Annotated in this window: 14 protein-coding genes and 1 riboswitch; of the genes, 7 read left to right on the plus strand and 7 right to left on the minus strand. The window is 70.0% G+C overall.

Annotated features, from left to right (window positions below):
- Positions 1-309 precede the first annotated feature (309 nt).
- The 3 genes from ACFYRX_RS40030 to thrC form a co-directional block, all read right to left on the minus strand.
- Positions 310-516, minus strand: coding sequence for a cold-shock protein (locus ACFYRX_RS40030; RefSeq protein ID WP_007382895.1), 207 nt, complete (start codon positions 514-516; stop codon positions 310-312).
- Positions 517-958: 442 nt separating this feature from the next.
- Positions 959-1234 (minus strand): MoaD/ThiS family protein, encoded by a 276-nt coding sequence (locus ACFYRX_RS40035; protein WP_389111346.1) that lies wholly within the window; start codon positions 1232-1234, stop codon positions 959-961.
- A gap of 60 nt (positions 1235-1294) precedes the next feature.
- On the minus strand, positions 1295-2578 hold the full coding sequence (gene thrC, locus ACFYRX_RS40040; RefSeq protein ID WP_389111349.1) for a threonine synthase: 1284 nt from the start codon (positions 2576-2578) through the stop codon (positions 1295-1297).
- 15 nt (positions 2579-2593) lie between these two features.
- A riboswitch (SAM riboswitch) is annotated at positions 2594-2752 on the minus strand.
- 148 nt (positions 2753-2900) lie between these two features.
- On the opposite strand from thrC, the gene ACFYRX_RS40045 reads away from it, so the two are divergent.
- From ACFYRX_RS40045 to otsB, 3 genes are all read left to right on the plus strand, one after another.
- Complete coding sequence (locus ACFYRX_RS40045) at positions 2901-3845, plus strand: glucosyl-3-phosphoglycerate synthase (protein WP_266517541.1); 945 nt, start codon at positions 2901-2903, stop codon at positions 3843-3845.
- Between the two features lie 83 nt (positions 3846-3928).
- On the plus strand, positions 3929-5320 hold the full coding sequence (locus ACFYRX_RS40050; protein ID WP_389111352.1) for a trehalose-6-phosphate synthase: 1392 nt from the start codon (positions 3929-3931) through the stop codon (positions 5318-5320).
- Positions 5317-6144, plus strand: coding sequence for a trehalose-phosphatase (gene otsB, locus ACFYRX_RS40055; RefSeq protein WP_389111355.1), 828 nt, complete (start codon positions 5317-5319; stop codon positions 6142-6144). Before ACFYRX_RS40050 ends, otsB begins: the two co-directional genes overlap by 4 nt.
- Before the next feature lie 98 nt (positions 6145-6242).
- Here the strand turns inward: otsB and ACFYRX_RS40060 are convergent, their stop codons facing one another.
- Together ACFYRX_RS40060 and ACFYRX_RS40065 are read right to left on the minus strand one after the other, a co-directional pair.
- Positions 6243-6476, minus strand: coding sequence for a DUF3263 domain-containing protein (locus ACFYRX_RS40060; RefSeq protein WP_389111358.1), 234 nt, complete (start codon positions 6474-6476; stop codon positions 6243-6245).
- Positions 6477-6509: 33 nt separating this feature from the next.
- Positions 6510-7718 carry an extracellular solute-binding protein gene (locus ACFYRX_RS40065; protein WP_389111738.1) on the minus strand — a complete coding sequence of 403 codons (1209 nt, stop codon included), beginning with the start codon at positions 7716-7718 and terminating at the stop codon, positions 6510-6512.
- Positions 7719-7887: 169 nt separating this feature from the next.
- Between ACFYRX_RS40065 and ACFYRX_RS40070 the strand changes: the two genes are divergently transcribed.
- From ACFYRX_RS40070 to ACFYRX_RS40080, 3 genes are all read left to right on the plus strand, one after another.
- On the plus strand, positions 7888-8832 hold the full coding sequence (locus ACFYRX_RS40070; protein ID WP_389111361.1) for an ROK family protein: 945 nt from the start codon (positions 7888-7890) through the stop codon (positions 8830-8832).
- Positions 8832-10043, plus strand: coding sequence for an N-acetylglucosamine-6-phosphate deacetylase (nagA, locus tag ACFYRX_RS40075; RefSeq protein WP_389111363.1), 1212 nt, complete (start codon positions 8832-8834; stop codon positions 10041-10043). The genes ACFYRX_RS40070 and nagA overlap by 1 nt, the downstream gene beginning before the upstream one ends.
- 75 nt (positions 10044-10118) lie before the next feature.
- The gene (locus tag ACFYRX_RS40080) at positions 10119-11048 is read left to right on the plus strand and encodes a 1-phosphofructokinase family hexose kinase (protein ID WP_389111366.1); all 930 of its coding nucleotides are present in this window, start codon (positions 10119-10121) and stop codon (positions 11046-11048) included.
- A gap of 11 nt (positions 11049-11059) precedes the next feature.
- On the opposite strand, the gene ACFYRX_RS40085 is transcribed toward ACFYRX_RS40080, so the two are convergent.
- Complete coding sequence (locus ACFYRX_RS40085; protein ID WP_389111368.1) at positions 11060-12025, minus strand: carbohydrate-binding protein; 966 nt, start codon at positions 12023-12025, stop codon at positions 11060-11062.
- A 123-nt stretch (positions 12026-12148) separates the two neighbouring features.
- Positions 12149-13807: a diguanylate cyclase CdgB gene (gene cdgB / locus ACFYRX_RS40090; RefSeq protein WP_389111370.1), complete on the minus strand. Its 1659-nt coding sequence runs from the start codon at positions 13805-13807 to the stop codon at positions 12149-12151.
- Positions 13808-14146: 339 nt separating this feature from the next.
- On the opposite strand from cdgB, the gene ACFYRX_RS40095 reads away from it, so the two are divergent.
- The gene (locus tag ACFYRX_RS40095; protein ID WP_389111373.1) at positions 14147-14737 is read left to right on the plus strand and encodes a flavin reductase family protein; all 591 of its coding nucleotides are present in this window, start codon (positions 14147-14149) and stop codon (positions 14735-14737) included.
- Positions 14738-14762: the final 25 nt, after the last annotated feature.

Consider the following 14762-nt stretch of genomic DNA (forward strand, 5'->3'; position numbering starts at 1 on the left):
CCCGCCCCCCCCCCCCCCCCCCCCCCCCCCCCCCCCCCCCCCCCCCCCCCCCCCCCCCCCCCCCCCCCCCCGCCCCCGACCCACCCACCGGACCGCAGCGATAGGGGCGCGGGGAACTGCGCAAAAAACGCCCGCCCCCACCGGACCCGCACGGGCCGCCGCAGGCATCAGGGGCGCGGGGAACTGCGCAAAAACGCCCGCCCCCACCGAACCCGCGCATGCCGAAGGGCCCGTACCCATGACTCCCCAGGGGTACGAGCCCTCCGATTGAAGAACGAAGAACGACGCTGTTGTTACCCGGCGCGTGCTTCAGCCAGTCGCGAGACGAACCATGTCCGCCTGCGGCCCCTTCTGACCTTGCGAGATCTCGAACTCGACCCGCTGGCCCTCTTCAAGGGTGCGGTAGCCGTCCATCTGAATCGCGCTGTAGTGGACGAATACATCCGCACCACCGTCGACCGCGATGAAGCCGTACCCCTTCTCCGCGTTGAACCACTTGACGGTGCCCTGAGCCATGCCTAACTCCCCTATTACTGGCCCTTGCACGGATCCGCACTTCGCGGATCCGGGTCAGACCTCACCCCCCACATGGTTGGGGGCGTGCGCCGGAACGCGTCGACCGCGGCTGAATGTATCTGTCCAACTGCCGTCTGCAACAGGTCAATCGGACGAGAATTCTGGACGGAAGGGGTCCGGAATGTAGCGAGAATTCGCCTGAATTCGGGGCAAGTCGGGCCCCATAAAGGACGCATAACGCACATAAGGCGCACACAGTTTGGCTACTTCTCATCGCCTGTGAAGCAAGAACTCATATGCGTGCGGCATGAAGAGAGCCGCAGCTTCCCCAACTGTACCGTGCTCAACCATAGAGAATTGCCCCCTCCGCTTCTTAGCGGAGGGGGCAATCGGATGAACACTCGGTAATTGACATTACCGACGGTAATGACCGGTCATACGGTCACCCTCCGGCAACCGCCGGAATGATGGAGACACCGGCCCCGTCGGGCGTCGCCGTCTCCAGCCCCTGCTCGAACCGCACGTCGTCGTCGTTCACGTACACGTTGACGAACCGCCGCAGCTTGCCCTGGTCGTCCAGAACGCGGGCCGCGATGCCGGTGTGGTTCTTCTCCAGGTCCGTGATGACCTCGGCGAGGGTCGCACCCTCGGCCTGCACCTCGGCCTGCCCGCCGGTGTAGGTACGCAGGATGGTGGGGATACGGACGGAAACGCTCATGCTCTAGACCTCCGGTCAGGTGGCGCACCCAGGGGCGCGGGGAACTACGCGACTACGCGACTACGCGAGACCAGCCTCGCGGAACGAATCCAGGTTGGGACGGATCGTGGCGGTGAGACCCGTACCCGCCACCGCGTCCAGCGTCTTCAGACCGTCACCGGTGTTCAGCACGACGGTCGTCAGCGAGGGATCCAGCACACCGCTCTCGATGAGCTTCTTCGTGACACCGACGGTCACGCCACCGGCGGTCTCCGCGAAGATCCCCTCGGTCCGCGCGAGCAGCTTGATCGCGTCCACGATCTGCTCGTCGTTCACGTCCTCCACCGCACCGCCGGTACGACGCGCGATGTCCAGCACGTACGGGCCGTCCGCCGGGTTCCCGATCGCCAGCGACTTGGCGATGGTGTTCGGCTTCTGCGGCCGTACGACGTCGTGCCCCGCCTTGTACGCCACGGACACCGGCGAGCACCCCTCGGCCTGCGCGCCGAAGATCTTGTACGGCCTGTCCTCGACGAGCCCGAGCTTGATCAGCTCCTGGAGCCCCTTGTCGATCTTCGTGAGCTGCGAGCCGGAAGCGATGGGAACGACAAGCTGGTCGGGCAGCCGCCAGCCGAGCTGCTCGCAGATCTCGTACGCCAGGGTCTTGGAGCCCTCCGCGTAGTACGGCCGCAGGTTGACGTTGACGAAGCCCCAGCCCTCACCGGCCGGGTCGCCGATCAGCTCGGAGCAGAAGCGGTTCACGTCGTCGTAGTTGCCCTCGATGCCGACGAGCTCGCCGCCGTAGATCGCGGCCATGACGACCTTGCCCTGCTCCAGGTCGTGCGGGATGAACACGCAGGAACGGAAGCCGGCCCGCGCCGCGGCGGCGCCGACCGCGCCGGCGAGGTTGCCGGTGGAGGAGCAGGAGAGCGTGGTGAAGCCGAAGGCGCGAGCGGCCTCGATGGCCTGCGCGACGACGCGGTCCTTGAAGGAGTGCGTCGGGTTGCCGGAGTCGTCCTTGATGTACAGGCCGCCGGTGACGCCGAGCTCGCGGGCGAGGTTGTCGGCCTTGACGAGGTGGGTCCAGCCGGGGTTGATGTTGGGCTTGTCCGCCACGTCCGCGGGGACGGGCAGCAGCGGGGCGTACCGCCAGATGTTCGCGGGGCCCGCCTCGATCTGCTTGCGGAGCTCCTCGGTTTCGTAGGCCGAGAAGTCGTACGCGATCTCGAGCGGGCCGAAACACTCCTCGCAGGCGAAGACCGGGCCGAGCGGCACGCGGTGACCGCACTCGCGGCAGCTGAGCGCCGCGGCGGGACCGAGGTCTACGGTGGTTTCGGTGGTGCTTGCAACAGTCTGCGCAGCCATGGAGGCGAGGCCCTTTCCTCATCTTCCTCACGACGCACTTCGCCGTGAGACGGATTTGGCACCTTCCCGAATCGGGAGCCTCGCGAAAACGATCGTCAGCGATCGCTACGAGAACCGACTGGAGGGTTGCCGGGGCTTCATCGGGCCGTATCCCTCTGCCCCTCTGGATGAGCGGTATGAAGTTGTGAACGGGGAGCCACCCTGGACATGCGATGGTCATCCGCGTTGTTCAAGACTGTAACCGACGGCCTGGACAGTTGAGAGAGACGTCCGAACCGCGAGATGGATCACACGTAGATCACACGCAGAGGAGCCGCGCACTGTGCTGAACGAAGTCGAGCGCTGGCTGGCCACCCGTTCCTGGTCCGTGACCGATCGCCCGCTCCACAGGATCATGGCGGCGAAACGGGGCACGGGCCGCACGGTCAGCGTTGTTCTGCCCGCGCTCAACGAGGAGGAGACGGTCGGTGACATCGTCTCCGTGATCCGTCACGACCTCATGCAGCAGGTCCCGCTGGTCGACGAGATCGTCGTGGTCGACTCGGGATCCACCGACCGCACCTCGGAAGTGGCGGCCGCCGCGGGCGCGAGGGTCGTCCACCGCGACGACATCCTCCCGCGCATCCCGGCCGTGCCCGGCAAGGGCGAGGTCCTGTGGCGCTCCCTCCTCGCCACCAGCGGGGACATCGTCTGCTTCATCGACGCCGACCTGAAGGAGTTCTCCTCGGACTTCGTCTCCGGCATCGTCGGCCCGCTGCTCACCGACCCCGAGGTCGACCTGGTCAAGGGCATGTACGACCGCCCCCTGGGCGGCGCCGCGGGCCAGGGCGGCCGGGTCACCGAGCTCATGGCGCGCCCGCTGCTGAACATGCACTGGCCGCAGCTGGCCGGTTTCGTGCAGCCGCTGGGCGGCGAGTACGCGGCCCGCCGCAGCCTCCTTGAGCAGCTCCCGTTCCCCGTCGGCTACGGCGTCGAGCTGGGCATGCTGGTCGACGCCCTGCACCTGGTGGGCCTGGACGCCCTCGCCCAGGTCGACGTGGGTGTGCGCAAGCACCGCCACCAGGACGGCCAGGCCCTGGGGAGGATGTCCGCCGCGATCTACCGCACCGCCCAGCTCCGGTTGGCCCGCGGCCACATGATCCGGCCCTCCCTCACCCAGTTCGAGCGGGGCCGGGACGGCTTCGAGCCGCGTACGTACTCCGTGGACACGGAGGAACGGCCGCCGATGGTGGAGATCGCGGAGTACGCGAAGCGGAAGGTCGCGTGACCGGAGCACGCGTTCCGTATACGGCTCCCCACTGAGCGCAACCGTACGTTTGAGCGGTTCCGGACCGGGCTAGGTTGAGGCGTATGGCTTCCACGCACGGCGCTGCTCACCAGGTGCTGGTCGCGTCCAATCGCGGCCCGGTCTCTTACGAAGTGGGCGAGGACGGCTCGCTGAACGCCAAACGGGGCGGCGGCGGGCTCGTCTCCGGTCTGTCGGCGATCGGACCGGACGCCGGCGCGCTGTGGGTGTGCTCGGCGCTGTCCGACGGCGACCGCGAGGCGGTACGGCAGGGGGTCGGCGAGGACGACGTCCGGATGCTCGCGATCCCGGCCGACGTGCACGCCGACGCGTACAACGGCATCGCGAACTCGGTGCTGTGGTTCGTCCACCACCTGCTCTACCAGACCCCGCTGGAGCCGGTCTTCGACGCGGAGTTCCGTCGGCAGTGGGCGTCGTACGAGACGTACAACCGCGCCTTCGCGGAGGCGCTCGCCGAGGAGGCGGCGCAGGGGGCCGCGGTCCTGGTGCAGGACTACCACCTGTGTCTGGTGCCGGGGATGCTGCGGGAGCTGCGCCCCGACCTGCGCATCGCCCACTTCTCGCACACGCCGTGGGCGCCGGTGGACTACTTCCGGATGCTGCCGGACGACATCGCGTCCCAGGTCCTGCGGGGCATGCTGGGCGCCGACCGGCTCGGTTTCCTCACCCGCCGCTGGGCGGACGCCTTCACGGCCTGCGCCACGGAGTTCACGGGCGGCCTCGGCGACACGGAGATCGGCGTGCACGGCCTGGGCGCGGACGCGGACTTCCTGCGCGAGCGGTCGCACCGGCGTGACGTGAACGAGCGGATGGCGGCGCTGCGCGAGGAGATCGGCGAGGGCCGCAGGACGATCGTGCGGGTGGACCGGACCGAGCTGTCGAAGAACATCGTGCGGGGCATGCTGGCGTACCGGCGGCTGCTGGAGTCGCGGCCCGAGTGGCGTGAGCGGGTCGTGCACGTGGCCTTCGCGTACCCCTCCCGCCAGGACCTCGCGGTGTACCGGGACTACACGGCGGAGGTGCAGCGGCTGGCGGACGAGATCAACGACGCTTTCGGCACGCCCGGCTGGACCCCGGTCGTACTGCACGTCAAGGACGACTTCGCGCGCTCCCTCGCCGCGTACCGGTTGGCGGACGTGGCGCTGGTCAACCCGATCCGGGACGGCATGAACCTGGTCGCGAAGGAGGTGCCGGTGGTCTCCGACGAGGGGTGCGCGCTGGTGCTGTCGCGGGAGGCGGGGGCGTACGAGGAACTGGGTGACGACGCGATCGTGGTCAACCCGTACGACGTGGAGCAGACGGCGACGGCTCTGCACGAGGCCCTGACGATGCCGTCGGGTGAGCGGGCCGAACGCGCGAAGAGGCTGGCCGCGGCGGCGACGGCACTGCCGCCGGCGCAGTGGTTCCTGGACCAGTTGAACGCACTGAACGGATGAGCATGAGCCTGCCGACGCCCAGCACCGCCGCCGGCCGGGACGGCCTCCGGGCCCTCCTCGCGGACCCCGGCAGGGCGGTGATCGGCCTGGACTTCGACGGAACGCTGGCGCCGATCGTCGCGGACCCGGAGCAGGCGCGGGCCCACCCGGAGGCGGTCGCGGCCCTGGCCGCCCTGGCCCCGAAGGTGGCGTCCGTCGCGGTGATCACCGGCCGCCCGGCCGAGGTCGCGGTCCGCTACGGCGGCTTCGCGGACGTTCCCGGACTGGAGCACCTGACCGTGCTCGGCCACTACGGCGCGGAGCGCTGGGACGCGGCGACGGGCAAGGTCACGGCCCCGGAACCGCACCCGGGCGTGGCCGCGGTCCGCGCCGCACTGCCGTCCCTCCTCGACGGCACCGGCGCGTGGATCGAGGAGAAGGGCGGCCGGGCGGTGGCCGTCCACACCCGCCGGGCCCCTGACCCCCAGGCGACCTTCGACACCCTCCGCGCCCCCCTCACCGCGCTGGCCACCGAGCACGGCCTGATCGTCGAGCCCGGCCGCCTGGTCCTGGAACTCCGTCCCCCCGGCATGGACAAGGGAGTGGCACTCCTGGCCCACGTCCACGACCTGTCCGCCGCCTCCGTCCTCTACGCCGGCGACGACCTGGGCGACCTCCCGGCCTTCACCGCGGTCGACGCCCTCCGCACAACCGGCACCCCGGGCCTCCTGGTCTGCAGCGGCAGCGACGAGGTGCCAGAACTGAGCAACCGCGCGGACCTGGTGGTGAAGGGCCCGGAGGGCGTGGTGGCCCTACTGAGCACCCTGGTGGAACACCTCGGGTGAATTCAGCCCCTCCGGCGTTTGAGGAGCGGGGGTCCAGGGGGCAGAGCCCCCTGGAAGCGGACGGGACGGGTAGGGGCGGCGGGGGCGAGAAAAAGCCCCTACCGCTCCGACCGCCGAGACTCCCGCACCCGCCGCAGCCGATTAACCGTCACCGGATCAAAGGCCAGAGCCCGCGCATCATCCAGCAACGCGTTCAGCAGCTGGTAGTAGCGAACCGGCGCCAACCCCAGCTCCTCCCGTATCGCCCGCTCCTTCGCCCCGGGCCCGGCAAATCCACGACGCTCCAGCGCGAGAACGTCCCGCTCCCTACGGCCCAGCTCCGGATGCTCCATGCCGAAAACCGTAGCCCTCGCCACTGACAGCGACTACTCCGCGTTCTGCGCGGTCAGCTGCAGCGCCCGCAGCACCCCGGCAGGATCCCCGTCCGCCCTCACCGCGGACCCGATCCGCTTCTTGACGTCCGCGCTGACCGAGGCCCAGGACGTCTTGCCGACCGGAGGCAGTTCGGAGTCGGGCAGGGCATCGAGGAAGGGCTTGAGGTCGGCGTCCCGGGAGTCCCCGCTCATGACCGAGGACGCGGAGTTGGTCACCGGCAGCAGGTCGTACTCCCGCGAGAACGCGAGCACGTTCTTCTCGCTGTAGACGAAGTCGAGGAAGTCCCCCACCTGTTCGGCGTGCCCGTTCTTCTTGAAGGCCATCATCCAGTCGGCCACGCCCATGGCGTTCTTGGTCTGCCCCTCGACGCCGGGCATCGGCACCATCCCGAACTTCACCCCCTTCGCGGCGGCGATCTTCATCAGCGCGGGGTGCCCGTCGAGCATCCCGACGTCCCCGGCGGCAAACGCCGAGAACGCGGTGGCCCGGTTCAGGTTCCCGGGCGCGACGGGACCGGTCAGCCCCTTGCCGACGAGGTCGTCCTTGAGCCAGGTCAGCGTCGCGAGGTTCTCCGTGGAGTCGATGCCGTACGTCCCGACGGAGTTGACGTACCCGCCGCCTCCGCTCAGCAGCCACTGCATGGTCTCGGCCTGCGCCTCCTCGGGCCCGAGGGGCAGCGCGTACGGGTACTTCACCCCGTCCGCCTTGAGCGCCTCGGCGTCGGCGGCGAGCTGCTTCCACGTCTTCGGCGGGGTGAGCCCGGCGTCGGCGAAGAGGGTCTTGTTGTAGAAGAGCAGCCGGGTGGAGGCGGCGAACGGCATCCCGTACTGGATCCCGTTGATCTGCCCCGCGGAGCCGAGCTGCCCGGCGAAGTCGGCCTGCTCCCGGATCCCGATCAGGTCGTCGGCCTTGTACAGCAGTCCCTTGTCGGCGTAGTCGGCGTACGCGCCGATCTGTGCCATGTCGGGCGCCTTCCCGGCGTCGACGAGCTCCTTGACCTTACTGTCGACGTCGGTCCAGGAGTACACGCTGACGTCGATCTTCACGCCGGAGTGCTTGGCCTCGTACTCCTTGACGAGGTCGTCCCAGTACTTCTGCGAGCTGTTGGCCGGGCCGTCGCCATAGTCGGCGGCGACCAGCTTCAGCGTCACCTCGTCCGGCCCGCCGCCCAGTCCGCAGCCGCCCAGAACCGCCGTCATGCCCAGTGCGGACACCGCCGCGATCGTTTCCGTCCTACGCCGCCGCACCGACAACCGCCCCACACTCACGTTCGAAAACTTTCGAAAAGTCATACATATCTCCGCCCTCAGGTCTACACCACGTAAGTGGACTAGACCTCTTGCGGGTCGAAGGGTCACACTGTTCCTCGTGAGACATGTCATCGCCCTGGACGTGGGCGGCACCGGGATGAAAGCGGCCCTGATCGGCGCGGACGGCGCTCTGCTGCACCGGGCGCGCCGCGCGACCGGCCGTGAGCGAGGCCCCGACGCGGTCGTCGACGGCATCCTCGACTTCGCCGCCGAACTGCGCGCCCACGGCGCCGAGCATCTCGGTGCTCCCGCGCTCGCGGCCGGCGTCGCCGTCCCCGGCATCGTCGACGAGGACCAGGGCACCGCGGTCTACGCCGCCAACCTGGGCTGGCGCGACCTCCCCCTGCGCGCACTGCTCGCCGACCGCCTCGACGGCATCCCCGTCGCCCTCGGCCACGACGTCCGCACCGGCGGCCTGGCGGAGGGCCGTATCGGCGCGGGCAAGGGCGCCGACCGCTTCCTCTTCGTCCCCCTGGGCACCGGCATCGCGGGCGCGATCGGCATCGCGGGCCGGGTCGAGGCGGGCGCCCACGGTTTCGCGGGCGAGATCGGCCACATCGTCGTACGCCCGGACGGCCTGCCCTGCCCGTGCGGTCAGCGCGGCTGCCTGGAGCGGTACGCGTCCGCAGCCGCGGTCAGCGGGGCCTGGGCCTCGGTCACCGGGAACCCTGAGGCGGACGCGGCGGACTGCGCCAAGGCGGTGGACGCCGAGGACCCGAAAGCGCGGCAGGTCTGGCAGGACGCCGTGGCCGCCCTGGCGGACGGCCTGGTCACCGCCCTCACCCTCCTGGACCCCCGCACCCTGATCATCGGCGGAGGCCTCGCGGAGGCGGGAGAAACCCTGTTCACACCACTACGGGAAGCGGTCCGGCAACGGATCACCTTCCAGAAGCCACCGACCATCGTCCCAGCGGCCCTGGGCGACACGGCCGGCTGCCTGGGCGCCGGCCTCCTGGCCTGGGATCTCCTAAACAAGACCGACGGTACGGAGGTAACTCCCTGATGGCACCCCACTCAGGGGCGCGGGGAACTGCGCGACCAGCCACAACGAACCCGCACCCCGCGACGGCCGGAACCCCCCTGGTGCTCTCCGGTGCCAACGTGGTCCTGCCCACGGGGACGGTCAGGAACGGCCAAGTTGTCATCGACGGCACGCGCATCACCGGCGCCGCACCAGAGAACTCCCACCTGACCGACGTCTCCGGTCACTGGCTCGTCCCAGGCTTCGTGGACCTCCACAACCACGGCGGCGGAGGAGCCTCGTTCACATCGGGCACCCCCGAAGAGATCCTCAAGGGAATCCACACCCACCGCCTCCACGGCACCACCACCCTCGTCGCCTCCACCGTGACCGGCGACATGGACTTCCTCGCCCAACGCGCCGGCCTGCTGAGCGAACTCGCCGAACAGGGCGACATCGCCGCGATCCACTTCGAGGGCCCCTTCATCTCCCCCTGCCGCAAGGGCGCCCACGCGGAGAAACTCCTGCGCGACCCCGACCCGGCGGAGGTCCGCAAGCTGATCGACGCGGCGCGCGGGCAGGCCGGGATGGTCACGCTCGCCACCGAACTCCCCGGCGGCATCGACTCCGTACGGCTCCTCGCCGAGCACGGCGTCATCGCGGCGATCGGGCACACGGACGCGACCTACGAGCAGACCGTGGAGGCCATCGCCGCGGGCGCGACCGTCGCCACGCATCTCTTCAACGCGATGCCGCCCCTCGGCCACCGCGACCCCGGCCCCATCACCGCCCTCCTGGAGGACGAGCGGATCACGGTCGAGCTCATCAACGACGGCACGCATCTGCACCCGGCGGCACTGCAACTGGCGTTCCATCACGCGCGTTCCGAGAGGGTCGCGTTCATCACGGACGCCATGGACGCGGCGGGCTTCGGGGACGGCCGTTACATGCTCGGTCCGCTGGAGGTCGAGGTCAGCGAAGGCGTCGCCCGCCTGGTCGAGGGCGGCTCGATCGCGGGCTCCACTCTCACCCTGGACCGCGCCTTCAAGCGGGCGGTGACCGTCGACCGGCTCCCGGTGGAGGAGGTCGTCGCCGCGATCTCCGCCAACCCGGCCCGGCTGCTGGGCATGGCCGACCGGATCGGCTCGCTGGAGCCCGGCAAGGACGCCGACCTGGTCCTCCTGGACCATCAATTCGACCTCAAGGGAGTCATGCGCCGGGGTGAATGGGTGGTCGATCCACAACTGGGCTGATGTGTCCCGCTGTTGGGGGCGGCGGTGTCCTGGGACACTGAACGGGCTCTTTCATCTGCGGGGAGGTCGGTACAGGTGATCCTCACGGTCACGCTGAACACCGCTCTCGACATCACCTATCGCGTACCGGCGTTGCGGCCCCACACCAGCCACCGGATCACCGAGGTCGCCGAACGCCCGGGCGGCAAGGGGCTCAACGTGGCCCGGGTGCTCACAGCGCTCGGGCACGAGGTCACCGTCACCGGCTTCACGGGCGGCGCGACGGGCCGCATCGTCCAGGAGCAACTCGCCGCCGTACCGGGCCTGATGGACGCGCTCGTCCCGGTCAGCGGCCCGACGCGGCGCACGATCGCCGTCGTCGACGAGCGGTCCGGCGACACCACCCAGCTCAACGAGCCGGGCCCGACGGTGACTTCGGCGGAGTGGTCGGCCTTCCAGGAGGCGTACGAGGATCTCGTCCCCTCGGTCTCGGCGGTGGCCCTGTGCGGGAGTCTGCCGCCGGGGGTGCCGGTGGGGGCGTACGCGGGCCTGGTCCGCACGGCGAAGGCGGCCGGGGTGCCGGTGCTGCTCGACACCGCCGGGGAGGCACTGCGCCGCGGGATCGCCGCCCGCCCCGACATCGTCAAGCCGAACGCCGACGAACTGGCCGAACTGACCGGCTCCCACGAGCCGTTGCGCGCGACGCAGGACGCGAGGCGCAGGGGCGCGCAGTCCGTGATCGCCTCTCTGGGCAAGGAGGGCCTCCTCGCCGTGACTCCCGAGGGACGCTGGCGCGCCGGCCCGCCCACCCCGGTCCACGGCAACCCGACGGGCGCCGGCGACTCGGTGGTGGCGGCTCTGCTGTCGGGCCTGGCGGAGAACCTGCCCTGGCCGGACCGGCTGTCCCGCGCGGTCGCCCTGTCCGCCGCGACCGTACTGGCCCCGGTGGCCGGCGAGTTCGACCGCGCGGCCTACGAGGAACTGCTGGGGCAGGTCACGGTGACCGGGGAGACCGGCGCGGCCTGACCGCCGCCGCCCTACTTCTTGACCTGGCCCTCCTTGAGCCACACCTGGTCGAGCAGGACGTTGCACTTGTCGCCGTCCGCGCACGAGATGCTGATGGTGTTGGTGCCCTTGGTGAGGGACGGCCAGGAGTAGGTCGTCGTCCAGCCCTTGGCGAAGTCGCCGTCCTTGGCGTGGGCGTAGTTGTCCATGCCCACCTTGGTGCCGAAGACCTTGCCGTTGACCGTGAGGGTCATCGACTGGTCGTCACCGGCGGCGCTGTAGTGCGCGAACAGCGTGTACACGCCGTTCGAGGGAACGCCGTTGACGGTCCACGTCACCGACGAGCCCACGTTGTTCAGGTTGCCGACGTAGATCCCGCCGTCCGCCTGGGCGCCCTGGACGTCCGAGGCGAGGGCGGCACCGCCACCGAGGCGCAGCGCCTTCGCGTCGATCGTCTTCTGGTACTCGTCGCTCGCCGCGCCGCTGCTGCTGGACGCGCTCGGCTTCGAGCTCTGGGAGGCGGTCGGACTGGTCGCGACCTGGTCGCTGGTGCCGTCCTTCTTGTCGTCGCCGCCCATCATCGCCACGCCGATGCCGATGACCACCGCGGCGACCACCGCGATCGCGCCGATCAGCAGGCCCTTGGTGTTGGGGCCTCCGCTCCGGCCGCCGCCGCCGCTGTAGCCGGGCATGGGCTGCTGGCTGGTGGGGGCGCCGCCCGGGAAGGTCTCGGGGGCCGAGTAGTGGGCGGTGGGCTGACCGTAGGTGGCCTGCTGCTGCGGGACCTGGCCGTACGGACCGTTCGGCGCGGCCGGTGCCTGCTGCTGGCCGTACTGCCGCTGGCCGACCGAACGCGACCGGTTGACGGAGTTCGGATAGCCGTAGCCGTAACCGCCGCCGGACGGCGGCTGGGCGCCGTTGGCCTGGCCGTCGGCGTAGAGGTAGCCGAACGGGTCTTCGTCCTCGGGCGGGCTCGCGCCGTTGTTGCCGGACGTCATCCCTTGGTACTCCTCAGCAGGTGCGGAAAACGGATGCGATACGTGTAGTGAGAATGGCGAGCCTACCCGCTCCTGATGGCCCAAACGGGTGACTCGGATCGCATCAGCTCGCTGACCTGGGGATCAACCCGCGCGTCTGTGTTGTTTGGGACGAGATCGTTTCTCGACGTACATCCGCTCGTCGGCGGACTTCAACACTTCGTCCGCAGTCATGCCGCAGTGCGCCCAGCCGATGCCGAAGCTGGCCCCGACCCGGACGGCCCGTCCTTCGGCGCGGATCGGCTGGATTATCTCGTTGCGAAGCCGTACGGCGAGGTCGGCGGCGTCGGCCTGCCCGAGCCCATCGGCGAGGATCACGAACTCGTCGCCGCCGAGCCGGGCCACGGTGTCGCCGTCGCGCACGCACTGGGACAGCCGCCTGGCGACCTCGATGAGCACCGCGTCACCCGCGTTGTGCCCGAACCGGTCGTTGATCGACTTGAAGCCGTCGAGGTCGCAGAAGAGCACCGCGAGCCCCTTGGTGCCGTCGTCGTGCGTCCCCTCGGGGGCGACGGTGTGCACATGGTGGTCGAAGGCCTCGTACGCCTCGGCGCCGTCGGCACGGAAGTCGAAGCCGTGGCCGTTCGCGTCGAAGGCCGGGTGGCCGAAGGCCGCGTCCATGGACTCCAACGCACCGGAGTGGGTCGAGCGCCGACACAGGCGGGACGACAGCCGCGCACGCAGCTCGGCGGAGTTCGGCAGGCCGGTCAGGGAGTCGTGGGAGGCGCGGTGGGCGAGCTGCATCTCACGCTGCTTGCGTTCCGCTATGTCCTCGACATGGGTGAGCAGGAAGCGCGGCCCGTCGGCGGCGTCGGCGACGACGGAGTTGCGCAGGGACACCCAGACGTAGGTGCCGTCCCGGCGCCCGAGGCGCAGCTCGGCCCGTCCGCCCTCCGCCGAGGTCCGCAGCAGGGTGCCTATGTCCTCGGGGTGCACGAGGTCGGAGAAGGCGTAGCGGCGCATCGCGGACGCGGGGCGGCCGAGCAGGCGGCACAGGGCGTCGTTGGTGCGCAGGATCCGGCCGTGCTGGTCGCCGCCCATCTCGGCGATGGCCATGCCGGAGGGGGCGTACTCGAAGGCCTGCCGGAAGCTCTCCTCGCTGGCTCTGAGGGCCTGCTGCTCCCTTTCGAGCCTGACCAGTGCGCGCTGCATGTTCGCGCGTAGACGCGCGTTGCTGATCGCGATGGCGGCCTGGAAGGCGTACATCTGGAGCGCTTCGCGTCCCCATGCGCCCGGTCGGCGGCCGTTGCGCGGCCGGTCCACGGACAGGACGCCGATCAGCTCGCCGCACTGGCCGCCGCTCTGCGCGCTCGGCGTGTACATGGGCGCGAAGAGCCGGTCGGAGGGGTGCCACTCGTCCTCGAAGCGGGGCGCGGGGCCGTCGGTGTACCACTGCGGTACGTCGTCGTCGTCGAGGACCCAGCCCTCGGTGTGCGGGATGAAGACCAGGTCGCCCCAGGTCTCGCCCATGCTCAGCCGGCGCTCCCAGGAGTCACGGGAGCCCACCCGGCCGGTGATCAGGGCCTCGGCGGCCTGGTTCCCGGAGAACGCGGCGACCACGAGGTCGCCGTCGGGGCGCGCGAGGTTGACGCACGCCAGCTCGTAGCCGAGTGCCTGGGTCACGCCGTTCGCGACCGTCTGCAGCGTGTCGGCCAGGCTGCGGGCCGTGTTCATGTCCGCCATGACCTGGTGCAACTGTCGCAGGGACGCAAGCTGGACGTACGGCTCCGACTCGGTCTCCATTGCTCGCCCTCCCCCCGAGACCTCGCAGTGAATCAAGGGTTCTCTCTGGCGTATCTTCAGCGCGGTTTCGGTGGTGCCGCGCCGTCGGTACTTCTCCGCCACTGAATCACAGCGCGCTGCCCACTCGGTACACAGGGTCAACAATTAGTACCTCTTGTGACTCAAGTCACAGCGAAAGATGAACAATTGAGTAGGGTTTCTGCGGTTTACCTGTGCGTTTACTGAACGCAAACTTTGGGTGTTTGTGGAAGATGTGCGCATCTCCGCCGGTGGTCCTAGGTCCGACCTCGGACGAAGGCCCGATGCGGCCTCCCCGGACACACGATTAGCGTTCCGAGCATGTCCCGGACTCCCCTTGCCACCACCGTCGCCCCCACCGTCCCGATGATCCCCGCCGCCGCTTCCGGGCATGCTGTGGGGGTGAGCAACGACGAGTTCCGCGCCGCCATGTCCCGGCTTGCCGCGGGCGTGGTCCTGGTGACCGCGTTCGAGCCCCCGCTCGACGCCGAAGGACCGGGCGGCGAGGACATCGGCATGACGGCGACGGCGTTCCTGTCGGTCTCCCTGGACCCGCCTCTGGTGCTGGTCAGCCTGCGTACCGGCTCCCGCATGGACGACCTGCTCGACGAGCAGCCCCACTGGGCGGTCTCCGTCCTGTCCGAGAGCCAGCGCCACATCGCCGGCCGCTTCGCCATGAAGGGCCGCATCAGCGACCGCCTCCTGTTCGAGGACATCCCCTACGTCCGCGGCGAGGCGACCGGCGCCGCACTGCTCGGCGGCGCCCTCGCCACCCTGGAGTGCCGCACGGAACAACGCGTGGAGGCCGGCGACCACACCCTGGTGATCGGCCACGTCCTGACAGCCGCCGTACCGAGCGCGGACGGCGGCCCGCTGGCCTATTTCCGCGGACGGTACCGGCAGCTGGGCTGAATTCCCTGGCCGCCGGCCACCAGCC

Origin of the sequence: Streptomyces sp. NPDC005374, from assembly GCF_042872225.1 — a bacterium.
Lineage (GTDB): Bacteria > Actinomycetota > Actinomycetes > Streptomycetales > Streptomycetaceae > Streptomyces.